This window comes from Roseateles rivi, from assembly GCF_043555845.1.
Classification (GTDB): Bacteria; Pseudomonadota; Gammaproteobacteria; order Burkholderiales; family Burkholderiaceae_C; genus Roseateles; species Roseateles rivi.
In genome coordinates this window covers 49948-71851 of sequence record NZ_JBIGHZ010000004.1, presented here as the reverse complement: position 1 = coordinate 71851, position 21904 = coordinate 49948, and the positions used below count along the sequence as shown (strand labels likewise).

The 21904-nt window shown below is 59.6% G+C and carries 36 protein-coding genes; 1 reads left to right on the top strand and 35 read right to left on the bottom strand.

The annotated features are described in order from the left end of the window. Positions 1–93 precede the first annotated feature (93 nt). From rplQ to rpsL, 34 genes are all read right to left on the bottom strand, one after another. Positions 94–492: a 50S ribosomal protein L17 gene (rplQ, locus tag ACG0Z6_RS10580; RefSeq protein WP_394461148.1), complete on the bottom strand. Its 399-nt coding sequence runs from the start codon at positions 490–492 to the stop codon at positions 94–96. Between the two features lie 94 nt (positions 493–586). Then, complete coding sequence (locus ACG0Z6_RS10575) at positions 587–1588, bottom strand: DNA-directed RNA polymerase subunit alpha (RefSeq protein WP_394461146.1); 1002 nt, start codon at positions 1586–1588, stop codon at positions 587–589. Between the two features lie 133 nt (positions 1589–1721). After that, a complete protein-coding gene (rpsD, locus tag ACG0Z6_RS10570; RefSeq protein ID WP_394461144.1) occupies positions 1722–2345 on the bottom strand; it encodes a 30S ribosomal protein S4 in 624 nt (207 codons plus the stop codon). A 238-nt stretch (positions 2346–2583) separates the two neighbouring features. Continuing rightward, complete coding sequence (gene rpsK / locus ACG0Z6_RS10565; protein WP_241299504.1) at positions 2584–2988, bottom strand: 30S ribosomal protein S11; 405 nt, start codon at positions 2986–2988, stop codon at positions 2584–2586. Positions 2989–3017: 29 nt separating this feature from the next. Further along, positions 3018–3383 (bottom strand): 30S ribosomal protein S13, encoded by a 366-nt coding sequence (gene rpsM / locus ACG0Z6_RS10560; RefSeq protein ID WP_394461142.1) that lies wholly within the window; start codon positions 3381–3383, stop codon positions 3018–3020. Between the two features lie 36 nt (positions 3384–3419). After that, positions 3420–3533 carry a 50S ribosomal protein L36 gene (gene rpmJ / locus ACG0Z6_RS10555; RefSeq protein ID WP_058933616.1) on the bottom strand — a complete coding sequence of 38 codons (114 nt, stop codon included), beginning with the start codon at positions 3531–3533 and terminating at the stop codon, positions 3420–3422. 60 nt (positions 3534–3593) lie between these two features. Then, positions 3594–3812, bottom strand: coding sequence for a translation initiation factor IF-1 (gene infA / locus ACG0Z6_RS10550; RefSeq protein WP_114403589.1), 219 nt, complete (start codon positions 3810–3812; stop codon positions 3594–3596). A gap of 48 nt (positions 3813–3860) precedes the next feature. After that, the gene (gene secY, locus ACG0Z6_RS10545; RefSeq protein WP_394461139.1) at positions 3861–5177 is read right to left on the bottom strand and encodes a preprotein translocase subunit SecY; all 1317 of its coding nucleotides are present in this window, start codon (positions 5175–5177) and stop codon (positions 3861–3863) included. Between the two features lie 24 nt (positions 5178–5201). Next, complete coding sequence (gene rplO / locus ACG0Z6_RS10540; RefSeq protein WP_394461137.1) at positions 5202–5636, bottom strand: 50S ribosomal protein L15; 435 nt, start codon at positions 5634–5636, stop codon at positions 5202–5204. 27 nt (positions 5637–5663) lie between these two features. After that, positions 5664–5846: a 50S ribosomal protein L30 gene (rpmD, locus tag ACG0Z6_RS10535; protein ID WP_394461135.1), complete on the bottom strand. Its 183-nt coding sequence runs from the start codon at positions 5844–5846 to the stop codon at positions 5664–5666. A 20-nt stretch (positions 5847–5866) separates the two neighbouring features. Beyond that, on the bottom strand, positions 5867–6385 hold the full coding sequence (gene rpsE, locus ACG0Z6_RS10530) for a 30S ribosomal protein S5 (protein ID WP_394461133.1): 519 nt from the start codon (positions 6383–6385) through the stop codon (positions 5867–5869). Between the two features lie 18 nt (positions 6386–6403). Next, entirely contained in the window at positions 6404–6763 is a 360-nt protein-coding gene (gene rplR, locus ACG0Z6_RS10525; protein ID WP_394461131.1) for a 50S ribosomal protein L18, read from the bottom strand. 11 nt (positions 6764–6774) lie between these two features. After that, the gene (rplF, locus tag ACG0Z6_RS10520) at positions 6775–7308 is read right to left on the bottom strand and encodes a 50S ribosomal protein L6 (protein WP_394461130.1); all 534 of its coding nucleotides are present in this window, start codon (positions 7306–7308) and stop codon (positions 6775–6777) included. A gap of 18 nt (positions 7309–7326) precedes the next feature. Continuing rightward, positions 7327–7722, bottom strand: a complete 396-nt coding sequence (gene rpsH, locus ACG0Z6_RS10515) for a 30S ribosomal protein S8 (protein ID WP_241299486.1) — start codon at positions 7720–7722, stop codon at positions 7327–7329. 23 nt (positions 7723–7745) lie between these two features. Further along, positions 7746–8051 carry a 30S ribosomal protein S14 gene (rpsN, locus tag ACG0Z6_RS10510; protein WP_394461129.1) on the bottom strand — a complete coding sequence of 102 codons (306 nt, stop codon included), beginning with the start codon at positions 8049–8051 and terminating at the stop codon, positions 7746–7748. An 8-nt stretch (positions 8052–8059) separates the two neighbouring features. Beyond that, positions 8060–8599 (bottom strand): 50S ribosomal protein L5, encoded by a 540-nt coding sequence (gene rplE, locus ACG0Z6_RS10505; protein WP_394461127.1) that lies wholly within the window; start codon positions 8597–8599, stop codon positions 8060–8062. A 10-nt stretch (positions 8600–8609) separates the two neighbouring features. Next, entirely contained in the window at positions 8610–8927 is a 318-nt protein-coding gene (gene rplX / locus ACG0Z6_RS10500) for a 50S ribosomal protein L24 (RefSeq protein ID WP_394461126.1), read from the bottom strand. Positions 8928–8954: 27 nt separating this feature from the next. Then, positions 8955–9323 (bottom strand): 50S ribosomal protein L14, encoded by a 369-nt coding sequence (gene rplN / locus ACG0Z6_RS10495; protein WP_394461125.1) that lies wholly within the window; start codon positions 9321–9323, stop codon positions 8955–8957. Between the two features lie 280 nt (positions 9324–9603). After that, positions 9604–10119 (bottom strand): peroxiredoxin, encoded by a 516-nt coding sequence (locus tag ACG0Z6_RS10490; protein WP_394461939.1) that lies wholly within the window; start codon positions 10117–10119, stop codon positions 9604–9606. 151 nt (positions 10120–10270) lie between these two features. Then, a complete protein-coding gene (rpsQ, locus tag ACG0Z6_RS10485; RefSeq protein WP_394461124.1) occupies positions 10271–10540 on the bottom strand; it encodes a 30S ribosomal protein S17 in 270 nt (89 codons plus the stop codon). Then, positions 10540–10737 (bottom strand): 50S ribosomal protein L29, encoded by a 198-nt coding sequence (gene rpmC / locus ACG0Z6_RS10480; RefSeq protein WP_394461122.1) that lies wholly within the window; start codon positions 10735–10737, stop codon positions 10540–10542. The genes rpsQ and rpmC overlap by 1 nt, the downstream gene beginning before the upstream one ends. Positions 10738–10751: 14 nt before the next feature. After that, positions 10752–11168: a 50S ribosomal protein L16 gene (gene rplP, locus ACG0Z6_RS10475; protein ID WP_394461120.1), complete on the bottom strand. Its 417-nt coding sequence runs from the start codon at positions 11166–11168 to the stop codon at positions 10752–10754. 2 nt (positions 11169–11170) lie between these two features. Then, complete coding sequence (gene rpsC, locus ACG0Z6_RS10470) at positions 11171–11986, bottom strand: 30S ribosomal protein S3 (protein ID WP_394461118.1); 816 nt, start codon at positions 11984–11986, stop codon at positions 11171–11173. Positions 11987–12001: 15 nt separating this feature from the next. Continuing rightward, positions 12002–12331, bottom strand: coding sequence for a 50S ribosomal protein L22 (gene rplV / locus ACG0Z6_RS10465; RefSeq protein WP_394461116.1), 330 nt, complete (start codon positions 12329–12331; stop codon positions 12002–12004). An 11-nt stretch (positions 12332–12342) separates the two neighbouring features. Continuing rightward, a complete protein-coding gene (rpsS, locus tag ACG0Z6_RS10460; protein WP_394461115.1) occupies positions 12343–12618 on the bottom strand; it encodes a 30S ribosomal protein S19 in 276 nt (91 codons plus the stop codon). A gap of 13 nt (positions 12619–12631) precedes the next feature. Next, positions 12632–13456: a 50S ribosomal protein L2 gene (gene rplB / locus ACG0Z6_RS10455; RefSeq protein WP_394461113.1), complete on the bottom strand. Its 825-nt coding sequence runs from the start codon at positions 13454–13456 to the stop codon at positions 12632–12634. Next, on the bottom strand, positions 13456–13770 hold the full coding sequence (rplW, locus tag ACG0Z6_RS10450) for a 50S ribosomal protein L23 (RefSeq protein WP_394461111.1): 315 nt from the start codon (positions 13768–13770) through the stop codon (positions 13456–13458). Before rplW ends, rplB begins: the two co-directional genes overlap by 1 nt. Continuing rightward, complete coding sequence (gene rplD / locus ACG0Z6_RS10445; RefSeq protein ID WP_394461109.1) at positions 13767–14387, bottom strand: 50S ribosomal protein L4; 621 nt, start codon at positions 14385–14387, stop codon at positions 13767–13769. The genes rplW and rplD overlap by 4 nt, the downstream gene beginning before the upstream one ends. After that, positions 14387–15049: a 50S ribosomal protein L3 gene (gene rplC, locus ACG0Z6_RS10440; RefSeq protein WP_394461108.1), complete on the bottom strand. Its 663-nt coding sequence runs from the start codon at positions 15047–15049 to the stop codon at positions 14387–14389. Before rplC ends, rplD begins: the two co-directional genes overlap by 1 nt. 383 nt (positions 15050–15432) lie before the next feature. Continuing rightward, entirely contained in the window at positions 15433–15744 is a 312-nt protein-coding gene (rpsJ, locus tag ACG0Z6_RS10435) for a 30S ribosomal protein S10 (protein WP_127682645.1), read from the bottom strand. A gap of 88 nt (positions 15745–15832) precedes the next feature. Then, positions 15833–17023: an elongation factor Tu gene (gene tuf / locus ACG0Z6_RS10430; RefSeq protein WP_394461049.1), complete on the bottom strand. Its 1191-nt coding sequence runs from the start codon at positions 17021–17023 to the stop codon at positions 15833–15835. A gap of 149 nt (positions 17024–17172) precedes the next feature. Beyond that, on the bottom strand, positions 17173–19275 hold the full coding sequence (gene fusA, locus ACG0Z6_RS10425) for an elongation factor G (RefSeq protein ID WP_394461106.1): 2103 nt from the start codon (positions 19273–19275) through the stop codon (positions 17173–17175). 70 nt (positions 19276–19345) lie between these two features. Next, positions 19346–19816, bottom strand: a complete 471-nt coding sequence (rpsG, locus tag ACG0Z6_RS10420; RefSeq protein WP_394461104.1) for a 30S ribosomal protein S7 — start codon at positions 19814–19816, stop codon at positions 19346–19348. Between the two features lie 172 nt (positions 19817–19988). Beyond that, complete coding sequence (rpsL, locus tag ACG0Z6_RS10415) at positions 19989–20366, bottom strand: 30S ribosomal protein S12 (protein ID WP_058933591.1); 378 nt, start codon at positions 20364–20366, stop codon at positions 19989–19991. 275 nt (positions 20367–20641) lie between these two features. Here rpsL and ACG0Z6_RS10410 point away from each other — a divergent pair, with 275 nt between their 5' ends. Further along, entirely contained in the window at positions 20642–21106 is a 465-nt protein-coding gene (locus tag ACG0Z6_RS10410; protein ID WP_394461102.1) for a PIN domain-containing protein, read from the top strand. Here ACG0Z6_RS10410 and ACG0Z6_RS10405 read toward each other — a convergent pair. Beyond that, a complete protein-coding gene (locus ACG0Z6_RS10405) occupies positions 21073–21903 on the bottom strand; it encodes an IclR family transcriptional regulator (protein ID WP_394461101.1) in 831 nt (276 codons plus the stop codon). The two genes, ACG0Z6_RS10410 and ACG0Z6_RS10405, sit on opposite strands and share 34 nt — an antisense overlap. Position 21904 lies beyond the last annotated feature (1 nt).

The window sequence follows — 21904 nt, the reverse complement described above, 5'->3', positions numbered from 1 at the left end:
ACATCCCCGACTTACAGGCACAGCCCCAATTGTTGCCCGATGCCGGGGCAAAAAAAAAGGCCAGCGATATGCTGGCCTTTTGGGGACTGAAGCTTATTCAGCTGCAGCGGCGCCTTCGGCGGTAGCCGTGCTGTCTGCACGGTCAACCAACTCGACATAGGCCATCGGTGCATTGTCGCCAACGCGGAAACCCATTTTCAGAATGCGGGTGTAGCCGCCAGGACGAGTCTGGAAACGTGGGCCCAGTTCGTTGAACAGCTTGCTGACGATGGCACGATCGCGCAGGCGGTCAAACGCCAGACGGCGGTTGGCCAGCGTGGGCTCTTTCGCCAAAGTGATCAGAGGCTCAACGATGCGACGCAGTTCCTTGGCCTTGGGGACCGTGGTCTTGATGGCTTCGTGCTGCAGCAACGACACAGCCATGTTGCGGAACATGGCGGCGCGGTGTTCGCTCGTGCGGTTGAGTTTCCGCAAACCGTTACGGTGACGCATGGTGCTATTTCCTTTCCTTGAATAATCGCCAGCAGCCGTATCAGGTACTGCCGGGTGCACCGGGTTGGCGCCGAAGCACCAACCCACCTAAAAATCAACGCTTGTCCAAGCCCTGGGGAGGCCAGTTTTCCAGACGCGAGCCCAAGGTCAGGCCGCGAGAAGCGAGCACTTCCTTGATCTCGTTGAGCGACTTGCGACCCAGGTTCGGCGTCTTGAGCAGCTCAGTTTCAGTGCGCTGGATCAAATCGCCGATGTAGTAAATGTTCTCAGCCTTGAGGCAGTTGGCCGAACGCACAGTGAGTTCGAGCTCATCGACCGGGCGCAACAAGATCGGATCGAAGGTGCTGGAACGAGCCGGCGCCACATCGCCAGCGGCGCTGAAGGCATCGACCAACTCAGTACCCTGCAGCTGAGCGAAGACCGCCAGCTGTTCAACCAAGATCTTGGCCGAAGCACGGATGGCTTCCTCAGGAGAGATCGCGCCGTTGGTCTCGATCTCCATGACCAGCTTGTCCAGATCGGTACGCTGCTCAACGCGAGCGTTTTCAACGGCATAGCTCACGCGCTTGACCGGAGAGAACGAAGCGTCCAGCACGATGCGGCCAATGGTCTTGGTCGGCTCGTCGCCGTAGCGGCGCATATTGCCAGGCACGTAACCGCGACCCTTCTCGACCTTGATCTGCATGTCCAGCTTGCCACCTTGCGACAGGTGCGCAATGACATGGCCGGGGTTGATGATCTCGACGTCGTGGGGCGTCTGGATATCAGCCGCGGTGACCGGGCCTTCGCCTTCCTTGCGCAAAACCAGAGTGACTTCTTCACGGTTGTGCAGACGGAACACCACGCCCTTGAGGTTCAGCATGATGTGAACCACGTCTTCTTGCACGCCATCGATGGCCGAATACTCGTGCAGCACGCCAGCGATCGTCACCTCGGTCGGCGCATAGCCAACCATGGAAGACAGCAATACACGGCGCAGGGCATTGCCCAGCGTGTGACCATAACCACGCTCGAAAGGCTCCAGAATCACCTTGGCGCGGTGACCGCCCAGGGGCTCCACATTGATGGACTTGGGTTTGAGCAGATTGGTTTGCATGAGGTCTTTCTTTCAATACCCTCGGTTCGTTACACCGATAAGGCTGATGGACCAACCGGGCCCAATGATATTTGAACCCGGACGTGGAAAAGCCGGGCAGCCTCTGACGAGGCACCCGGCTCAAACTTGGAGATCAGCGCGAATACAGTTCAACGATCAGCGACTCGTTGATTTCGGCGCCAAATTCGTCGCGGTCCGGCGACTTTTTGAACACGCCTTCCATCTTGCCAGCGTCGACTTGAACCCAAGCGGGCAGACCGATCGACTCAGCCAGCTTCAGTGCGTCTTGAATGCGCAGCTGCTTCTTGCACTTTTCGCGCACAGCAACCACGTCACCCGACTTGACCATGTAGGAAGCGATGTTCACCACTTGGCCGTTCACGGTGATGCTCTTGTGCGAGACCAGCTGACGTGCTTCAGCGCGCGTGGAGCCAAAGCCCATGCGGTACACCACGTTGTCCAGGCGCGATTCGAGCAATTGCAGCAGGTTCACACCAGTGGAGCCCTTGCGGCGCTCAGCCTCAGCGAAATAGCGGCGGAACTGACGCTCCAGCACGCCGTACATGCGCTTGACCTTCTGCTTTTCGCGCAGCTGCAGACCGAAGTCGGACGTGCGGGAGCCAGAAGTACGGCCATGTTGGCCAGGCTTGGAGTCGAACTTGGCCTTGTCACTGATGGCGCGGCGAGCGCTCTTCAGGAACAGGTCAGTGCCTTCACGGCGAGACAGTTTGGCCTTAGGGCCGAGATAACGTGCCACTTGCGTTTCCTTCGTCAATCTAACGCGAGCTGGCGCAGCTCGCGCGAGTTCGGCCGATGCTGTGATCTAGCGCCGAACGGTGGGCTTAGCAGGCAGTACTCGCGGCATTTGACCGCGCAATACCCCTCAGAAAAACGGCTGGCGGGCACCCAGGCACCCGCCAGCACGCGAACTCAAACGGCGATTGTCTCACGAGATCTTGTGAGGCATCAAGCCCCACATGCGCGAGACAGCCGTATCAGATGCGACGGCGCTTTTGCGGACGGCATCCGTTGTGCGGGACCGGTGTCACGTCAGAGATCGACGTGATGCGGATGCCCAAAGCCGCCAGCGCGCGCACCGAAGACTCACGACCAGGGCCAGGGCCCTTGATCTTGACGTCCAGGTTCTTGATGCCCTGCTCTTGAGCGGCACGGCCAGCGACTTCCGCTGCGACCTGAGCAGCAAAAGGCGTGGACTTGCGCGAGCCCTTGAAGCCTTGGCCGCCGGAAGACGCCCAAGACAGAGCACCGCCTTGACGGTCGGTGATGGTGATGATGGTGTTGTTGAAGGACGCGTGAACGTGCGCAATGCCGTCGGCAACGTTCTTACGAACCTTCTTACGAACGCGCTGGGCGGCCGAATTATTGGGTGCTTTTGCCATGGTGAACTTTCTTCAGGATGTCCGCCGGGTCACTTCTTACCGGTTGCCGCCGACTTTTTCGGCCCCTTGCGGGTACGGGCATTCGTGCGAGTGCGCTGGCCGCGAAGCGGCAGACCCCGACGATGACGGAAACCACGGTAGCAACCCAGGTCCATCAAGCGCTTGATGTTGATGGACATCTCGCGGCGCAGATCGCCCTCGATGGTCAGCTTGTTGACTTCCTCACGGATCTTTTCGAGATCACCGTCAGTCAGGTCCTTGACCTTCTTGTCGAAAGGAATGCCGCAGCTGCTGCAGATTTTTTGCGCGGTCGTACGACCAATGCCATAAATCGCAGTCAAACCGATCTCGGTGTGCTTGTGCGGCGGAATGTTGATACCAGCAATACGTGCCATGTGCGTCCTCTAATTCGCTTGCAGTCGTGTCGCCAATCAGCCTTGACGCTGCTTGTGGCGCGGATCGGTACAGATCACACGCACCACGCCATTGCGACGGATGATCTTGCAATTGCGGCACATCTTTTTGACAGATGCCGAAACTTTCATGGTCTGCTCCTTGACCTACCTAATTCGCTCAATCAGCGGTTCCGGGGATTACGCTGCCGCTCACTTCGCCCGGAACACGATGCGAGCACGACTCAAATCGTACGGCGTCAGTTCTACGGTCACTTTGTCCCCCGGAAGGATGCGGATGTAGTGCATGCGCATCTTGCCGGAGATGTGACCAAGAACGACGTGACCGTTCTCCAACTTCACGCGAAAGGTTGCATTGGGGAGGTTTTCCACGATTTCCCCTTGCATTTGAATGACGTCATCTTTCGCCATGCGATTTCGTGTCTAGTCGGATTGGGTTTGTTAAACACTGGAACTGGTCTAACCAGCCTTGAAATTTGCCTTCTTTAACAGTGATTCATACTGCTGACTCATCACGTAGGACTGAACTTGCGCCCAGAAATCCATCGTAACGACAACAATGATCAGCAACGATGTACCACCAAAATAGAACGGCACACTGTACTTCAGCGTCAAAAACTCTGGCAACAAGCACACACCAGTGATATACACCGCGCCAACCAAGGTCAAGCGAGACAGAATTTTGTCAATGTGCTTGGCAGTTTGCTCGCCAGGACGAATCCCGGGAATAAACGCGCCGCTTTTCTTCAGGTTATCTGCTGTCTCACGGCTGTTAAACACCATGGCCGTGTAGAAGAAGCAGAAGAACACAATCGCCGTGGCATAGAGCATCACGTAAACCGGCTGACCAGGGCTCAAGACGCTTGCGGCATCTTTGAGCACTCGACCCAACCAAGATTCGCTAGACGCAAACCAAGTCACCAAGGTGGTCGGCAACAGGATGATCGACGACGCGAAGATCGGTGGGATCACACCAGCCATGTTCAGCTTCAGGGGTAGATGGGAGGATTGCCCACCGTAAACCTTGTTGCCGACTTGCCGCTTGGCGTAATTCACCAAAATCTTGCGCTGGCCGCGCTCAACAAACACCACCAAGTAGGTAACGCCGATAACAACAACAACAATCAGCAAGGCAATCGGAATCGCCATCGCCCCAGTGTTGACCAGCTCCAGCAACCCGCCGATAGCGCCAGGCAAGCCTGCCGCGATACCTGCAAAGATCAAGATGGAGATGCCGTTACCCAAACCGCGCTCAGTGATCTGCTCACCCAGCCACATCAAGAACATGGTGCCCGCGACCAAGCTGGTGACAGCCGTGACACGGAAACCAAATCCTGGCGCCAACACCAACCCAGGCGAGCTTTCCAACGCAAACGCAATGCTCAACGACTGGAACAGGGCCAAACCCAGAGTCCCGTAACGCGTGTACTGAGTGATCTTGCGTCGACCCGCCTCACCTTCCTTCTTCAGCGCCTCCAAGCTGGGCACCACATAGGTGAGCAGCTGCATCACGATGGATGCGGAGATGTAGGGCATGATGCCCAACGCAAAGACGGTAAAGCGAGACATGGCCCCGCCGGAGAACATATTGAACAAGCTCAGGATGCCGCCTTGCTGGCCCTTGAACAACTGCTGCAACTGCGCCGGATCGATACCAGGGACGGGGATATGAGCCCCGATCCGGTAGACCACCAGCGCTAGCAGCAGGAATACAAGGCGGCGACGCAAATCGCCAAACTTCCCGCTCTTGGCCAACTGGGCTGTGTTGTTTGCCACTGTTGCCTAGTCCTGTTTTTGCTCTCAGGCGGCCACGGAGCCGCCAGCGGCTTCGATAGCAGCTTTAGCGCCAGCAGTCACGCCCAGTCCTTTGACAACCACCTTGCGGGTGATTTCGCCGGACTTGACGACCTTGACGGTGCGCACGAGCTCAGACACCAGGCCCACAGCCTTCAGCGTGAGCAGGTCGACTTCGTCGGTGCCCAGCTTTTGCAGGTCAGCCAGCGTCAGCTCAGCCACGAAGGGACGAGCCAAAGACTTGAAACCACGCTTAGGCAGACGGCGCTGCAGAGGCATTTGACCGCCTTCGAAGCCCACCTTATGGAAGCCGCCAGCACGCGACTTCTGACCCTTGTGGCCGCGGCCGCAGGTCTTGCCCAGGCCCGAACCAATACCACGACCAACACGGCGCTTGGCGTGCTTGGCGCCGGTCGCGGGCTTGATGGAATTGAGTTGCATCTTGTATTCCTTAGTTCGTGCGCTGCTTTACAGCACTTGCACGAGGTAGGCGACCTTGTTGATCATGCCGCGCACAGCGGGCGTGTCTTCAAGGGTGCGCTGGCTGTTGAGCTTACGCAGACCCAGACCCACCACGGTGGCACGATGCGAAGCCCGGCAACCGATAGGGCTGCGGACCAGCTTGACCGTCAGAGTTTTCTTGTCAGACATCTGTCTTCTCCAGGCGACGATCAGTTGAACAGTTCTTCAACCGACTTGCCGCGCTTGGCCGCAACTTCAGCGGGAGTGGCGCAATGCTTGAGCGCATCCAGCGTGGCACGAACCATGTTGTAAGGATTGGTCGAGCCGTGGCTCTTGGCCACGACGTCGGTGATGCCCATCACTTCAAACACAGCACGCATCGGGCCGCCAGCAATCACGCCGGTACCAGCAGGAGCCGGAGCCATCATGACGCGGGAAGCACCGTGCTCACCCACCACGTTGTGGTGGATGGTGCCGTTCTTCAGGGACACCTTCACCATGTTGCGGCGCGCAGATTCCATGGCCTTTTGCACAGCCACGGGCACTTCCTTAGCCTTGCCCTTGCCCATGCCAATGCGGCCATCGCCATCACCAACCACCGTCAACGCAGCGAAGCTCAGGGTGCGACCACCCTTGACCACCTTGGTGACGCGGTTGACCGCGATCATCTTTTCCTTCAGGCCGTCGTCGTTACCTTCGGACTGAGCGCGGGCTTGAAACTTTGCCATTTCGAAATCCTTTCAGCGTCAGAACTGCAGGCCCGCTTCACGAGCAGCCTCGGCCAGCGCCTTGACTCGACCGTGATAGGCGAAACCAGCGCGATCAAACGCTACTTTTTCCACGCCGGCAGCCTTGGCCTTCTCGGCGATACGCTTGCCAACCAGCGAAGCCGCAGCCACGTTGCCACCCTTGCCACCGATTTGCGAACGAACGTCTTTTTCGACAGTCGACGCCGAAGCCAGCACTCGTGTGCCGCACTCGGAGATGACGTGTGCGTAGATGTGCAGGTTCGAACGGAAGACCGTCAAGCGAGCCACACGCTGCAAAGCGATACGAGCACGCGTTTGACGCGAACGGCGGATACGTTGTTCCTTCTTGTTCAGCATGACGCGACTCCTTACTTCTTCTTGGTCTCTTTGAGGGAGACCTTCTCATCGGCGTAGCGGATGCCCTTGCCCTTGTAAGGCTCAGGAGGACGGATGGCGCGCACTTCTGCGGCCAGCTGACCCACCACTTGACGGTCGGCACCCTTGATGAGGATTTCGGTTTGGGTCGGGCATTCCACCTTGATGCCGGCGGGCATGTCCTTCACCACGGGGTGAGAGAAACCCACTTGCAGGTTCAGCTTCTGGCCCTGAGCCTGGGCGCGGAAACCCACGCCAACAAGCGTCAGCTTCTTCTCGAAGCCCTTGCTCACGCCGTTGACCATATTGGCCACCAGAGCGCGGAAGGTACCAGTCAGCGCATCGGCGTCAGCCGAGTCGTTGACGGGCGAGAAGCTCAGCTTGCCGCCTTCGCTCTTGATGGTGACCAAGGGGTGAACGCCACGAACGAGCGTGCCTTGCGCACCTTTGATGCTGATCTGCTCAGCAGAAATGGTCACATCCACGCCTTGCGGGACGACGACCGGCATTTTTCCAACGCGGGACATGTCTGTCTCTCCTTGCGCTTAGGCGACGTAGCAAAGCACTTCGCCGCCGACACCGGCTTGACGTGCTTTACGGTCGGTCATCACACCCTTGGGGGTGGTGACGATCGCCACACCCAGGCCATTCATGACCTGAGGGATATCGTGGCGGCCCTTGTAGATGCGCAGGCCAGGACGGCTCACGCGCTCAATGCGCTCGATCACCGGGCGACCGGCGTAATACTTCAGCGCGATTTCCAGCTCCGGACGTGCGGCATCGCCGCGCACCACGAAACCGTCGATATAGCCTTCATCTTTCAAGACCTTGGCGATCGCGACCTTCAACTTAGAGGAAGGCATCACGACGCTGGCCTTCTCAACGCTTTGGGCGTTGCGAATGCGAGTCAGCATATCGGCGATAGGATCACTCATGCTCATAGGAAATCTCCTAAATCTGCCGATTACCAGCTGGCCTTGACGACACCTGGGATGTCGCCTTTGAAGGCCAGCTCACGAATCTTGTTACGGGCCAGACCGAACTTGCGGAACGTGCCACGGGGGCGACCGGTCAGCTCACAACGGTTGCGCTGGCGGGTCGGGTTGGCGTTGCGCGGCAGCTTTTGCAGCTCCAGGCGAGCGGCGTAGCGCTCTTCCTCGGACTTTTTGCCATCATTGATGATGGCCTTCAGTTCGGCGTACTTGCCGGCATATTTGGCGACCAGTTGGGCGCGCTTCAGCTCACGTTGCTTGATCGAGAGTTTTGCCACAGGTCACCTCAGTTCTTGAACGGGAACTTGAACGCAGCCAGCAGAGCTTTAGCTTCGTCGTCCGTCTTGGCCGTCGTCGTGATGCTGATGTTCAGACCACGCAGAGCATCCACCTTGTCGTATTCGATTTCGGGGAAGATGATTTGCTCTTTGACGCCGATGTTGTAGTTGCCACGACCATCGAACGAACGGCCGGAGATACCACGGAAATCCCGAACGCGCGGCAGCGCAACCGTCACAAAACGGTCCAGGAATTCATACATGCGAGCACCACGCAGGGTGACCATGCAACCGATTGGCACACCGTCGCGGATCTTGAAGCCGGCGATAGCCTTCTTCGACTTGGTCACCACAGGCTTCTGGCCGGCGATCTTCGTCAGATCACCCACAGCATGCTCCATGACCTTCTTGTCAGCCACTGCCTCGCTCACACCCATATTCAGGGTGATCTTGGTGATGCGTGGCACCTCCATCACGGACTTGTAGCCGAACTTTTCGGTCAGGCCGGGCACGACCTTCTCGCGATAAAACGCTTGCAAACGAGCCATGTCTAACCTCTTAAGCCTTGATCTCTTCGCCGGTCGACTTGAACACGCGCACCCGCTTGCCATCAGCAAGGGCCTTCACACCCACGCGATCGGCTTTGCCGGTTGCGGCGTTGAAAATCGCCACGTTGGATTGATGGATGGGCATGGCTTTGTCGACGATGCCACCAGTCGTACCCTTCAGGGGGTTCGGCTTGACGTGCTTCTTGACGAGGTTGATACCCTCGATAACCAAGTGATCGGCGTCGACTCGCAGCGACACGGTGCCGCGCTTGCCCTTATCCCGGCCGGTCAGGACGATGACTTCGTCGCCTTTGCGGATCTTGTTCATGACAATACCTTTGTGTGTGTGCGAGGCTTACAGAACCTCGGGCGCCAGCGACACAATCTTCATGAAGCGCTCAGAACGCAGTTCACGCGTCACAGGGCCGAAGATGCGGGTGCCAATAGGCTCCAGCTTGGCATTCAGCAGCACGGCGGCATTGCCGTCGAACTTCACCAAAGAACCGTCTTGACGACGCACGCCCTTGGCAGTGCGCACCACGACTGCGTTGTAAACCTCGCCCTTTTTGACGCGGCCACGCGGCGCAGCTTCTTTGATGCTGACCTTGATAATGTCGCCAATATGGGCATAACGGCGCTTGGAACCACCCAGCACCTTGATGCACATGACGGACTTGGCGCCAGTGTTGTCCGCGACATCCAGTCGCGATTGCATTTGGATCATGTCTGTCCCCAACTTGTCCCGCAAAGGCGCATGCGACCATCGCATTCATCCTCGCGGTCAGTCTTGGGCCCGTAAAACCTCACACAGCCGCATCGACTACTACCGCAGCGACTTGCGCTTGGCCTTTTTGGGCAAGAAACCGAGAACCGCACACCTGCACCCCAGAACTGAGGGAGACCGTGCGGCGAAGCATTGGATTATGCACCCATGCGCCACAGCGAGTCAAGCATCATTATGAACTGACGCTACATGAGCAGCACTGTGGCGGCAACTCAACGCATCAGTGCGTCAAGCCTTGAGCTTGTTTGAGCAGCGTCGCTGCGTCACTCACCTCGAATTTGCCTGGCGCATCCAAATTCAAGGCCTGCACCACGCCATTGACGACAAGCATGGAGTAGCGCTGGGAGCGCACACCAAAGCCCTTGGCCGTCAAATCAAAGACCATGCCCAGTGCCTGCGTGTAGGCAGCACTGCCGTCAGCCAGCATGCGCACCTTCCCGGCCGCCCCCTGCTCGCGCCCCCAAGCTGCCATGACAAAGGGGTCGTTTACAGAAATGCACCAGATCTCATCAACACCAGCTGCCTTGAATGCAGCTTGCTGCTCGATGTATGCCGGCAGGTGTTGGGCCGAGCATGTCGGTGTGAATGCGCCAGGCAGAGCCAGAATTGCGACAGTCTTGCCTGCGAGCGCAGCATGGACATCGACAGGCTGCGGACCAATGCTGCAACCCTCCGTGGCCTGCTCGACATATTCAACGAGCACGCCACCGGGCAACTGATCACCTTGCTTCAACATAGGAACTCCCTGGTTAAGAAACAAGGCCGCCCGCTGCATTGCAATGGGCGGCCCCAGAAATGAAAAACGGCTGGACGCCAGTATTCCAGCGTTCCAGCCGTGCTTGGTGACAGCGGGATTTAACCCCGCCACCACGAAGGGCTTGTCAGACTCAGACCAGCTGAGCCTTCTCCACCAAGCGGGTCACCACCCAGCTCTTGGTCTTGGACAGAGGGCGCGTTTCAGCGATCTCGACCACATCACCCAGCTTGTACTCACCATTCTCGTCATGAGCGTGGTACTTGCGCGAGCGGGCAACGATCTTGCCGTACAGCTCATGCTTGGCACGACGCTCCACCAGCACGGTGACGGTCTTAGCGCGCTTGTCGCTAACGACACGGCCAACCAGCGTGCGGGTGTTCTTCTCTTGAGCTTGTGTCATCACACGGCTCCCTTCTTCTTCTGAGCCAGGATGGTCTTGGCTCGAGCGATGTCGCGGCGGACCTTGCCCAGCTGAGTCGTGTCCGACAGCTGTTGAGTGGCCTTTTGCATGCGCAGACCAAAATGGGCCTTCAGCAGATCGGTGACTTCCTTTTCCAAGGCTGCCACGTCTTTGCCACGCAGTTCAGATGCTTTCATGGGTGTTTCTCCAATCAGGCGCCGAGCTGGCGGGTCACGAAGGTGCAACGCAGAGGCAGCTTGGCAGCAGCCAGCGTGAACGCCTCACGAGCCAGAGCTTCGGGCACACCGTTGATCTCATAGAGCACCTTGCCGGGCTGAATTTCAGCCACGTAGTACTCAGGGTTGCCCTTACCGTTACCCATACGGACTTCGGCAGGCTTTTGAGAGATCGGCTTGTCCGGGAAGATGCGGATGAAGATGCGACCACCGCGCTTGATATGGCGCGAAATCGCACGACGGGCCGCTTCGATCTGGCGAGCCGTGATACGGCCACGCTCGGTTGCCTTCAGGCCGTATTCGCCGAAGGCCACGGTAGCGCCGCGGGTCGCAACACCGGTGTTACGGCCCTTTTGCTCCTTGCGATATTTGCGACGAGCAGGTTGCAGCATGTTTATTCTCCTTTGGCCTCGCCAGCAGCGGCGGGCTTACGCACCACACGCTTGGCACCGGCTTTGTCGCCGCCTTCGGCTGGCTTGTCACCGCGACCACGTCCACCCGGAGCGCCCGGACGGGCGTTGCGGCGAGGACGGCGATCGTCTTCAGCACCAGCAGGGGTGTTGATCACGGGGGCTTCGCCATTGGCCAAGCGGTCACCGCGATACACCCACACCTTCACGCCGATGATGCCGTAGGTGGTCTTGGCTTCGGAGGTACCGTAATCGATGTCTGCCTTGAGGGTGTGCAGAGGCACACGACCTTCGCGATACCACTCGGTACGAGCGATTTCGATGCCGTTGAGACGGCCAGCCGACATGATCTTGATGCCTTGAGCGCCCAAACGCATAGCGTTCTGCATCGCACGCTTCATGGCACGACGGAACATGATGCGCTTTTCCAGCTGCTGGGTGATGGAGTCAGCGATCAGTTGAGCGTCGAGTTCGGGCTTGCGCACTTCCTCGATGTTCACTGCCACTGGCACGCCCAGACGCTTGGTCAGCTCGGCCTTCAGGTTTTCGATGTCTTCGCCCTTCTTGCCGATCACCACACCCGGACGTGCCGAGAAGATGGTGATGCGGGCGTTCTTGGCGGGACGCTCGATCAGGATGCGCGATACCGCGGCATTCTTCAGCTTGGCCTTCAGGTATTCGCGGACTCGCAGATCCTCGGCCAGCATGGTGGCGAAGTTCTGGTTGTTCGCATACCAACGCGACGCCCAGTTACGGGTGACGGGAAGGCGGAAGCCAGTTGGATGAATTTTCTGTCCCATAGTCTTCCTTCAGCCTCAGTTGCCGACGGTCACGAAAATGTGGCAGGTGGGCTTGCTGATGCGGTTGCCACGGCCCTTTGCGCGGGCCGAGAAACGCTTCAGCGTGGTGCCCTGCTCCACATAGATCGAGGTGACCTTCAGTTCGTCAATGTCTGCGCCGTCGTTGTGCTCCGCATTAGCGATTGCCGACTCGAGCGCCTTCTTGATGATGAGGGCTGCCTTCTTCTGCGTGAATTCCAGGATGTTGAGCGCCTGGTCCACCTTCTTGCCACGGATCAGGTCAGCCACCAGGCGACCTTTGTCAGCCGACAGGCGGACACCGCGAACGATTGCACGGGTTTCCATCGTCTCAGTCCTTATTTCTTGGCCTTCTTGTCACCGGGGTGACCCTTGAAGGTGCGGGTCAGTGCGAACTCACCCAGCTTGTGACCGACCATTTGATCCGACACGAACACCGGCACGTGCTGCTTGCCGTTGTGCACCGCGATCGTCAGACCGATGAAGTCCGGCAGGATCGTCGAACGACGCGACCAGGTCTTGATTGGTTTCTTGTCCTTGTTGGCAACGGCCTTATCGACCTTTGCCAGCAGGTGGTGATCCACGAAAGGACCCTTTTTGAGGGAACGAGCCATGTTGGTCTACCCCTTACTTCTTGCGACGCGACACGATGAACGTCTGCGTGCGCTTGTTGTTACGAGTACGGTAGCCCTTAGTCAGGGTGTTCCATGGCGACACAGGCGCCTGGCCCTCACCGGTACGACCTTCACCACCACCGTGCGGGTGATCCACCGGGTTCATGGCAGTACCACGAACCGTCGGACGAATGCCCTTCCAGCGGATAGCACCGGCCTTGCCGTACTGGCGCAGGCTGTGTTCTTCGTTGGACACTTCGCCAATGGTGGCGCGGCAATCGATGTGGATCTTGCGAACCTCACCCGAACGCAGGCGCAGCTGAGCGTAGACGCCGTCGCGAGCCATCAGCACCACGGAGGTGCCAGCGGAGCGCGCGATCTGAGCACCCTTGCCCGGCAGCATTTCGACGCAGTGAATGGTCGAGCCCACGGGAATGTTGCGGATAGGCAGTGTGTTGCCAACCTTGATCGGGGCTTCAGCGCCGCTCAGGATGGTGGAACCCACTTCCAGGTTGCGCGGGGCGATGATGTAGCGACGCTCGCCGTCGGCATAGCACACCAAAGCGATGTGAGCCGTACGGTTGGGGTCGTACTCGATGCGCTCGACCTTGGCCGGGATGCCGTCTTTGTTGCGACGGAAATCGACCACGCGGTAGTGGTGCTTGTGACCACCGCCCTTGTGGCGCATCGTGATGTGACCGTTGTTGTTACGGCCAGCGTTCTGCTTCTGGGGCTCCAGCAGCGAAGCCTCAGGAGCGCCCTTGTGCAGGTGCTTGTGCACCACCTTCACAACGCCACGGCGACCGGGCGAGGTAGGTTTGACTTTGACGACGGCCATTACGCAGCCTCCCCGGAGAAGTTGAGCTCTTGGCCAGCCTTCAGGGACACATACGCCTTCTTGACGTGGTCGCGACGACCCAGACGGCCGCCAAAGCGCTTGACCTTGCCCTTGGTGTTCACCACGCTCACCGATTCAACCTCGACCTTGAACATCAGTTCAACGGCGGCCTTGATTTCGGGCTTGGTGGCGTCACGCAGGACTTTGAACAACACTTGGTTGTGCTTTTCGGCAACCAGCGTGGCCTTTTCGGACACGATGGGCGCCAGCAGCACCTTGGCCAGACGGCCTTCGGCAAACTTGGGAGCGGTCATGCCAGCATCTCCTTGAGTTGCTCGATCGCAGCCTTGGTCACCAGCACCTTCTTGTAGAAGACCAGGGACAGGGGATCGACGTAGCGCGGCTCGACGACCAGCACGTTGACCAGATTGCGAGAGGCCAACAGCAGGTTGTCATCAACCTGGTCGGAGATGACCAGCACGTGCTCCAGGCCCATGGCCTTGAGCTTGGCAGCCAGCAGCTTGGTCTTGGGGGCTTCGACCGAGATCGAATCCACCACAGCCAGGCGGCCTTCGCGAGCCAGTTGCGACAGGATGGCAGTCATGCCTGCGCGGTACATCTTCTTGTTCAGCTTGTGCGAGAAGTTCTCGTCAGGCTTGTTCGGGAAGATGCGACCACCCCCACGCCACAGCGGGGAGGAAGTCATACCAGCACGTGCGTTACCCGTACCCTTTTGACGGAAAGGCTTCTTCGTCGAGTGACGAACTTCCGCGCGGGTCAGCTGGGCACGAGTGCCTTGGCGGGCGTTGGCCTGGTAGGCCACGACGACCTGGTGAACCAGCGCTTCGTTGTAGTCGCGAGCAAAGAGGGCGTCAGGCGCATCGACCTTGGCGGTCGCCTGGCCTTGCTCATTCAGGAGCTCGAGTTGCATCAGATGGCTCCTTTCGCCTTGACTGCCGGGCGCACGACCACGTGGCCGTTCTTGGCACCAGGCACCGCGCCGCGCACCAGCAGCAGCTGGCGTGCTTCGTCGACGCGCACGATGTCGAGGTTCTGCGTGGTCACAGTGACATCACCCAGGTGGCCGGACATCTTCTTGCCGGGGAACACGCGACCCGGATCTTGCGCCATCGAGATGGAGCCCGGAACGTTGTGCGAGCGGCTGTTACCGTGGGAGGCGCGCTGCGAACCGAAGTTGTGGCGCTTGATCGTGCCTGCAAAGCCCTTACCGATGGAAGTACCTTGCACGTCGACCTTTTGGCCAACGGCAAACAGGGTCACCGGCACTTGGCCGCCTGCTTGGTACTCAGCGGCGACTTCGGCAGTCACGCGGAATTCTTTGAGAACCTCACCAGCTTCGACACCGGCCTTGGCCAGGTGCCCAGCTTCGGGCTTGGTCACGCGCGAAGCTTTGCGCGCACCGAACGCCACTTGAATGGCGCTGTAGCCGTCGTTGGCTTCGGTTTTAATCTGGGTCACGCGGTTATTGGACACATCCAACACCGTCACAGGAACGGCGTCGCCGTCGTCCGTGAAGATGCGCATCATGCCCACCTTGCGGCCCAGCAATCCGAGACGATTGCTAAGACTCATGGTTTTTCTCCAGACCCTCAAGCCAACCGATGGAGACACCACCGAATCAACCCAAAAGTCATTGCATACCCGACATCGATTGGCCGGGCTGACCAACATGCACCAGCAAAAGAGGCGTAAAGGACCTCTCAAAAGCAATGCGCCTCAGGCAAATTCACCTGGAACACACGACCTTGCACCGGTGCGACGAACCCACGCCCAAACCTCGCTGGACGCGGAAAAGCCTTGGAGTGTAGCGCCATGTATGGGGTGGACGCAAGGCCCACGATCACCTGCACCCCAAAAGCACAAAAGCAGCCCGAAGGCTGCTTTTGCTCAGTACGCTGTTTCGCCGGGTTCGGCACCTTGACTATCAGTCGCAGCACCGGCTCGGCGAGCAGTCATCACTGCAGTTTGATCTCGACGTCCACGCCTGCGGGCAGGTCCAGCTTCATCAGGGCGTCAACCGTCTTGTCGGTCGGGTCGACGATGTCCATCAGGCGCTGGTGAGTGCGGATTTCAAACTGGTCGCGGCTGGTCTTGTTGACGTGCGGCGAGCGCAGGATGTCAAAACGCTCCATGCGCGTCGGCAGGGGCACGGGGCCCTTGACGATGGCGCCGGTACGCTTGGCGGTGTCAACGATTTCCAGAGCCGATTGGTCGATCAGCTTGTAATCAAACGCCTTCAGGCGGATGCGGATTTTTTGCTTTTGCATGACTATTCCTTCAAAGAGCGAGCGGCGGTGAAGCCGCATTCGACTGACGCCAGGTCGACAAAGCGGCCTGGCGCGTCACGCAAAAGATTTACTCGAGGATGGTGGCAACCACGCCCGAACCCACGGTACGGCCACCTTCGCGGATCGCGAAGCGCAGACCGGTTTCCATAGCGATCGGAGCGATCAGCTTCACGGTGATGCCCACGTTGTCGCCAGGCATGACCATTTCCTTGTCCTTGGGCAACTCAACAGCACCCGTCACGTCCGTGGTACGGAAGTAGAACTGGGGACGGTAGTTGTTGAAGAACGGCGTGTGACGGCCACCCTCTTCCTTGGACAGCACGTACACCTCAGCGGTGAAGTGCGTGTGCGGCTTGATCGAGCCGGGCTTGGCCAGCACTTGGCCGCGCTCGACGTCTTCACGCTTGGTGCCGCGCAGCAGGATACCGACGTTGTCGCCAGCCTGGCCTTGGTCCAGCAGCTTGCGGAACATTTCCACGCCAGTCACGGTGGTCTTTTGCAGATCACGGATACCGACGATTTCGATTTCCTCGCCGACCTTGATGATGCCGCGCTCAACGCGACCAGTCACCACGGTGCCACGGCCAGAGATCGAGAACACGTCTTCCACCGGCAGCAGGAAGGCGCCGTCGATGGCGCGCTCAGGCGTGGGGATGTAGCTGTCCAGCGCATCGGCCAGACGCATGATCGCGGCTTCGCCCAGATCGCCCTTGTCGCCTTCCAGCGCCAGCTTGGCCGAACCCTTGATGATGGGGGTGTCGTCGCCGGGGAAGTCGTACTTGGACAGCAGCTCGCGCACTTCCATTTCGACCAGTTCCAGCAGCTCGGCGTCATCCACCATGTCGCACTTGTTCAGGAACACGATGATGTACTTCACGCCCACTTGGCGAGCCAGCAGGATGTGCTCACGGGTCTGGGGCATCGGGCCGTCAGCGGCCGAGCACACCAGAATCGCGCCGTCCATCTGAGCCGCGCCGGTGATCATGTTCTTCACATAGTCAGCGTGACCAGGGCAGTCCACGTGTGCGTAGTGGCGATTGGCCGTCTCGTACTCAACGTGCGCAGTGTTGATCGTGATGCCACGAGCCTTCTCTTCAGGCGCCGCATCGATCTGGTCGTAGGCCTTGGCTTCGCCGCCGAACTTGGCTGCCAGCACCGTTGCGATCGCAGCGGTCAGCGTGGTCTTGCCGTGGTCCACGTGGCCAATGGTGCCCACGTTCACGTGCGGCTTGGTACGTTCAAACTTACCCTTTGCCATTTCAATTCTCCAAAAAGAGCATTTACCCAGTCTGTTGGTTTAGCGTTTCCGCAGCGTCCGTGATTCCCATCGACTGGCAAATGGGCGGCCTGCTGCGAAGACGATCTGAAGTCAGCGCCACCCGGACACGCCGGGCAGCGCTAACAAACTCACTTGGCGCGAGCAGTGATGATGGCGTCAGCCACGTTCTTGGGAGCTTCGCTGTAGTGCTTGAACTCCATCGTGTACGTCGCACGACCTTGCGTTGCAGAGCGCAGCGAGGTCGAGTAGCCGAACATTTCAGACAGCGGCACTTCGGCCTTGATGACCTTGCCACCACCGACCATGTCGTCCATGCCCTGCACCATGCCGCGGCGGCTGGACAGATCGCCCATCACCGTACCAGCATAGTCTTCCGGCGTTTCGACTTCCACAGCCATCATCGGCTCGAGGATCACGGGGCTGGCGCGACGGCAAGCTTCCTTGAAACCCATCGAAGCAGCCATCTTGAAGGCGTTTTCGTTCGAGTCCACATCGTGGTAGGAACCGAAGGTCAGCGTGACCTTCACGTCCACCACGGGGTAGCCCGCCAGCACGCCGTTCGGCAGGGTGTCGATGACGCCCTTTTCCACCGCAGGGATGTACTCGCGAGGCACCACACCGCCCTTGATGGCGTCGACGAATTCGAAGCCCTTGCCAGGCTCTTGCGGCTCGACCGTCAGCACGACGTGGCCGTATTGGCCCTTACCACCGGACTGGCGAACGAACTTGCCTTCGACGTCGGTAGCGGTCTTGCGGATGGTTTCGCGGTAGGCCACTTGCGGCTTGCCAACGTTGGCTTCCACGCTGAATTCGCGCTTCATGCGGTCGACGATGATCTCCAGGTGCAACTCGCCCATGCCGGAGATGATGGTCTGACCAGACTCTTCGTCGGTGCGCACGCGGAAGGACGGATCTTCTGCAGCCAGACGGCCCAGCGCCACGCCCATCTTTTCCTGGTCAGCCTTGGTCTTGGGTTCCACGGCCTGCGAGATCACGGGCTCAGGGAAGACCATCTTTTCCAGGGTGATCACGGCGTCCGGATCGCACAGGGTTTCGCCCGTGGTCACTTCCTTCAAGCCCACGCAAGCAGCGATGTCGCCCGCCAGAATTTCCTTGATTTCTTCACGCTGGTTGGCGTGCATCTGCAGGATACGGCCGATACGCTCTTTCTTGCCCTTGATGGGGTTGTAGACGGTGGAGCCGGAGTTCAGCACGCCCGAATACACACGCACGAAGGTCAGCTGGCCGACGAAGGGGTCGGTCATCAGCTTGAATGCCAGCGCAGCGAACTTCTCGTTGTCGTCGGCCTTGCGGGTGACTTCCTTGTCGTCTTCGTCAGTGCCAGACACAGGCGGAATGTCCACCGGGCTGGGCAGGAAGTCGATCACGGCGTCGAGCATGCGCTGCACGCCCTTGTTCTTGAACGCGGTACCGCACAGCATGGGCTGGATTTCGGTCGCGATCGTGCGGGTGCGGATGGCGCCCTTGATCTCTTCCTCGGTCAGCTCGCCGGTTTCGAGGTACTTGTTCATCAGCTCTTCGCTGGCCTCGGCCGCCGCCTCGATCATCTTCTCGCGCCATTCGTTGGCCGTGTCGACCAACTCAGCGGGGATGTCGTGGTACTCGAACTTCATGCCCTGAGAAGCCTCGTCCCAAATGATGGCCTTCATCTTGAGCAGGTCCACCACGCCCTTGAAGTTTTCTTCAGCGCCGATGGGGATCACGATGGGCACGGGGTTGGCCTTCAGGCGCGTCTTCATCTGGTCGACGACCTTGAAGAAGTTGGCACCGGTGCGGTCCATCTTGTTCACAAAGGCCAGACGGGGCACTTTGTACTTGGTGGCCTGACGCCACACAGTTTCAGACTGGGGCTGCACGCCACCCACAGCGCAGTACACCATACAAGCGCCGTCGAGCACGCGCATGGAACGCTCCACCTCGATGGTGAAGTCCACGTGGCCCGGGGTGTCGATGATGTTGAAGCGGTGCTCAGGGTAGGACAGGTCCATGCCCTTCCAGAAGCAGGTGGTCGCAGCGGAGGTGATGGTGATACCACGCTCTTGCTCTTGCTCCATCCAGTCCATGGTGGCCGCGCCATCGTGCACTTCGCCGATTTTGTGGTTCACGCCGGTGTAGAACAGGATGCGCTCGGTCGTGGTGGTCTTACCAGCGTCGATGTGCGCCGAGATACCGATATTGCGGTAACGCTCGATGGGGGTCTTGCGGGACATGGTGTCACTCCAGATGGCAGTGAGCCGCCAGCGGGTAGGTGAATACCCGAGGCGGCTGAAGTGGTGGATTTTAGAAGCGGAAGTGCGAGAAGGCGCGGTTGGCTTCTGCCATGCGGTGCACCTCGTCGCGCTTCTTCATGGCGCCACCGCGGCCTTCGGCTGCTTCCAGCAGCTCGTTGGCCAGGCGTTGAGCCATGGACTTCTCACCACGCTTGCGGGCCGATTCCTTCAGCCAACGCATGGCCAGAGCCACGCGGCGAACGGGACGAACTTCCACGGGAACTTGGTAGTTCGCACCGCCAACACGGCGGGACTTCACTTCGACCATGGGCTTGACGTTGTTCAGGGCGACCATGAACACTTCCAGCGGGTCTTTGCCGACCTTCTTCTCGATTTGCTCGAGAGCGCCGTAGATGATGCGTTCTGCGACCGCTTTTTTGCCCGATTCCATGATGACGTTCATGAACTTGGACAGATCAACGTTGCCGAACTTGGGATCCGGCAGGATTTCGCGCTTGGGTACTTCGCGACGACGTGGCATGGGAATCTTCCTTCAATGCTTCAGTTGGCGAGGGCTTTGCCCTACACCGCGGACCACCACCGAACGACTCAGGGGGATCCACTTACTCGGTTGAGGTGCCAAACAGCACCGGCTCCGCAAAACTTGGAGAGACGCTGGGCGATGTGCCCGGCAAACTCCAAAACTTTGGCAATTAAGCCTTCTTGGGGCGCTTGGCACCGTACTTGGAGCGCGACTGCTTGCGGTCTTTCACGCCTTGCAGGTCCAGCGAGCCACGGACGATGTGGTAACGCACACCGGGCAGATCCTTGACACGACCGCCGCGCACCAGCACGACGCTGTGCTCTTGCAGGTTGTGGCCTTCACCGCCGATATAGGAAATGACCTCAAAACCGTTGGTCAGACGCACCTTGGCCACCTTACGCAGCGCCGAGTTCGGCTTCTTCGGGGTGGTGGTGTAAACGCGGGTGCAGACGCCACGACGTTGTGGGCAGGACTGCATGGCCGGCGACTTGGATTTCGTCACCTCGGTCTCGCGACCGTGGCGAACGAGCTGGTTAATGGTTGGCATAAGTAACTTGTTCCCGTTTGAAGTCACAACTCCGGCCCGCTGCTGTACCGCACTGCCCGCCCCGCCCGGTGTAAGCCACCAAACGCGCAGACCCAAGCACGGCACCCGTAGGCCGAAGAGCCGAGTATTGTAGGCCGGCTGTGGCATTGCATGCAAGCTGCGTTCGTGCAGCAGGCCTAGATCGTGCGGCTTTACCCGGACAATGAGCAGCCTTACCCCACCCATAGGCCCTGCTCTTGCCTGCCACACCCCCTCCGCTGCCCCTACCCCAAGCCATGCCCTGGCCAGTGGTGATCGACACCCAGACGCTGATGGAATGGTTGGTGTTTCGCGACCCGATAGGGCTGGAGCTGGGACAGGCCCTGGGGAACGGGCAGCTGCGTTGGCTGGGTTGCCCCGCCATGCGCGAAGAGCTCTTGCATGTACTGGGGCGTGGCGTGGCTCAGCGCTGGAACCCAGACTTGGCGGCCATTGAGGCCGCCTTCGCGAGCCACTGCACGGAGCTGGCCGAGGCCCAGACAGATATGCGCCTGCGCTGTCGCGATGGGGACGACCAGAAGTTCATCGACTTCGCACTGGCCCAAGGCTGCTTTGCGCTCTTGACCCGCGACAAAGACCTGCGCGCCTTGGCCAAGCGCGCACGCGCACGTGGGCTGTGGGTTGCTCCGGCCGAAAACGTGCTGGACGCGCTGCGTTTGTCTATCTCTCAGGCCTGCAGCTCGGCCTCAGCCGCCACATAGCCCAGGCGGCGCGACAAGGCCGCGGCAGTTTGCCCCAACAGCCCCAGGGCCTCCTGGATTTGGGTCTCGCGGTCCGGCCCACCCAGCCCCTCCAGGAACGGGATGACCATAGAGGCCACCGGCAGGCCGGAGCGGTCAAACACCGGGAAGGCCAGGTTGGTGACGCCAAAAACTTGCTCGCTGCGCTCCTGGGCATAGCCCTGCCGACGCACCTCGTCCAGCACATCGTCCAGCCCGGCCGGGCGTTTGATCAAACCGCCTGAGAGCATGATGTGGGCGTCAATGATGCGCTCGCGCTCAGCATCGGAGGCAAAGGCCAGCAGCACATGGCCGGAGGATGTGTTGAGCAAACCCAGCACAGCGCCGGTGCGCACGGCAAAACACAGCATGCCCGGTGAGTCGGTCTGGGCCACGACCATGAGCCGCCCCGACTCAGCCACAGACAGATGGCAAGACTGCAGCAGGCGCCGGCTGACGTCCTGCATCAGCGGCAGTGCCGCCTCCACCAGCGAGCGCAGCGGCCGTTGGCGGTGCGACAGCTCAAACATGTGCAGGGACAGGCGGTAGCGGTCGCCGGGCATCACCATCACCCAACCCCGACGCTGCAAGGTCTGCACCATGCGGAAGATTTCGCTGGTGGAGCGACCCAGTCGTTGGGCCAGCTCAGACTGGGTCAGCCCGACGGCCTCGTCGGCCAAGGCCTCCAAAATGTCCAGCCCTTTTTCCAACGCGGGGGCAGCGTACTTGTTGTCGCGGGCGTTATCGGAGTTTTGCTCGCTGGTCGCTTTTCTGGGCATT

Coding starts and splice junctions, on each gene's coding strand:
- rplB (WP_394461113.1), bottom strand. CDS start 13,456: ATGGCCGTCGTCAAAGTCAAACCTACCTCGCCCGGTCGCCGTGGCGTT.
- rpmC (WP_394461122.1), bottom strand. CDS start 10,737: ATGAAAGCATCTGAACTGCGTGGCAAAGACGTGGCAGCCTTGGAAAAG.
- ACG0Z6_RS10490 (WP_394461939.1), bottom strand. CDS start 10,119: ATGTTGAAGCAAGGTGATCAGTTGCCCGGTGGCGTGCTCGTTGAATAT.
- fusA (WP_394461106.1), bottom strand. CDS start 19,275: ATGTCCCGCAAGACCCCCATCGAGCGTTACCGCAATATCGGTATCTCG.
- rpsS (WP_394461115.1), bottom strand. CDS start 12,618: ATGGCTCGTTCCCTCAAAAAGGGTCCTTTCGTGGATCACCACCTGCTG.
- rpsQ (WP_394461124.1), bottom strand. CDS start 10,540: ATGACACAAGCTCAAGAGAAGAACACCCGCACGCTGGTTGGCCGTGTC.
- rplF (WP_394461130.1), bottom strand. CDS start 7,308: ATGTCCCGCGTTGGAAAAATGCCGGTCGTCGTCCCGCAAGGCGTGGAT.
- rplD (WP_394461109.1), bottom strand. CDS start 14,387: ATGCAACTCGAGCTCCTGAATGAGCAAGGCCAGGCGACCGCCAAGGTC.
- ACG0Z6_RS10410 (WP_394461102.1), top strand. CDS start 20,642: ATGCCCTGGCCAGTGGTGATCGACACCCAGACGCTGATGGAATGGTTG.
- rpsC (WP_394461118.1), bottom strand. CDS start 11,986: ATGGGACAGAAAATTCATCCAACTGGCTTCCGCCTTCCCGTCACCCGT.
- rpsL (WP_058933591.1), bottom strand. CDS start 20,366: ATGCCAACCATTAACCAGCTCGTTCGCCACGGTCGCGAGACCGAGGTG.
- rpsK (WP_241299504.1), bottom strand. CDS start 2,988: ATGGCAAAAGCACCCAATAATTCGGCCGCCCAGCGCGTTCGTAAGAAG.
- rpmJ (WP_058933616.1), bottom strand. CDS start 3,533: ATGAAAGTTTCGGCATCTGTCAAAAAGATGTGCCGCAATTGCAAGATC.
- rpsM (WP_394461142.1), bottom strand. CDS start 3,383: ATGGCACGTATTGCTGGTATCAACATTCCGCCGCACAAGCACACCGAG.
- rplW (WP_394461111.1), bottom strand. CDS start 13,770: ATGACCGCTCCCAAGTTTGCCGAAGGCCGTCTGGCCAAGGTGCTGCTG.
- rpmD (WP_394461135.1), bottom strand. CDS start 5,846: ATGTCTGACAAGAAAACTCTGACGGTCAAGCTGGTCCGCAGCCCTATC.
- rplE (WP_394461127.1), bottom strand. CDS start 8,599: ATGGCTCGTTTGCAAGCGTTTTATCGCGAGAAGGTCGTGCCCGGCCTG.
- rplP (WP_394461120.1), bottom strand. CDS start 11,168: ATGCTGCAACCTGCTCGTCGCAAATATCGCAAGGAGCAAAAGGGCCGT.
- rplR (WP_394461131.1), bottom strand. CDS start 6,763: ATGCTGAACAAGAAGGAACAACGTATCCGCCGTTCGCGTCAAACGCGT.
- ACG0Z6_RS10575 (WP_394461146.1), bottom strand. CDS start 1,588: ATGCAAACCAATCTGCTCAAACCCAAGTCCATCAATGTGGAGCCCCTG.
- rplO (WP_394461137.1), bottom strand. CDS start 5,636: ATGCAACTCAATTCCATCAAGCCCGCGACCGGCGCCAAGCACGCCAAG.
- infA (WP_114403589.1), bottom strand. CDS start 3,812: ATGGCGAAAGATGACGTCATTCAAATGCAAGGGGAAATCGTGGAAAAC.
- rpsH (WP_241299486.1), bottom strand. CDS start 7,722: ATGAGCATGAGTGATCCTATCGCCGATATGCTGACTCGCATTCGCAAC.
- rpsE (WP_394461133.1), bottom strand. CDS start 6,385: ATGGCAAAGTTTCAAGCCCGCGCTCAGTCCGAAGGTAACGACGACGGC.
- rpsG (WP_394461104.1), bottom strand. CDS start 19,816: ATGCCACGTCGTCGCGAAGTACCCAAGCGCGAAATCCTGCCGGATCCC.
- rplV (WP_394461116.1), bottom strand. CDS start 12,331: ATGGAAACCCGTGCAATCGTTCGCGGTGTCCGCCTGTCGGCTGACAAA.
- rplX (WP_394461126.1), bottom strand. CDS start 8,927: ATGAACAAGATCCGCAAAGGCGACGAAGTCATCGTCCTGACCGGCCGG.
- rpsJ (WP_127682645.1), bottom strand. CDS start 15,744: ATGCAAAAGCAAAAAATCCGCATCCGCCTGAAGGCGTTTGATTACAAG.
- rplN (WP_394461125.1), bottom strand. CDS start 9,323: ATGATCCAAATGCAATCGCGACTGGATGTCGCGGACAACACTGGCGCC.
- tuf (WP_394461049.1), bottom strand. CDS start 17,023: ATGGCAAAGGGTAAGTTTGAACGTACCAAGCCGCACGTGAACGTGGGC.
- rplC (WP_394461108.1), bottom strand. CDS start 15,049: ATGAGTCTTAGCAATCGTCTCGGATTGCTGGGCCGCAAGGTGGGCATG.
- ACG0Z6_RS10405 (WP_394461101.1), bottom strand. CDS start 21,903: ATGCCCAGAAAAGCGACCAGCGAGCAAAACTCCGATAACGCCCGCGAC.
- rplQ (WP_394461148.1), bottom strand. CDS start 492: ATGCGTCACCGTAACGGTTTGCGGAAACTCAACCGCACGAGCGAACAC.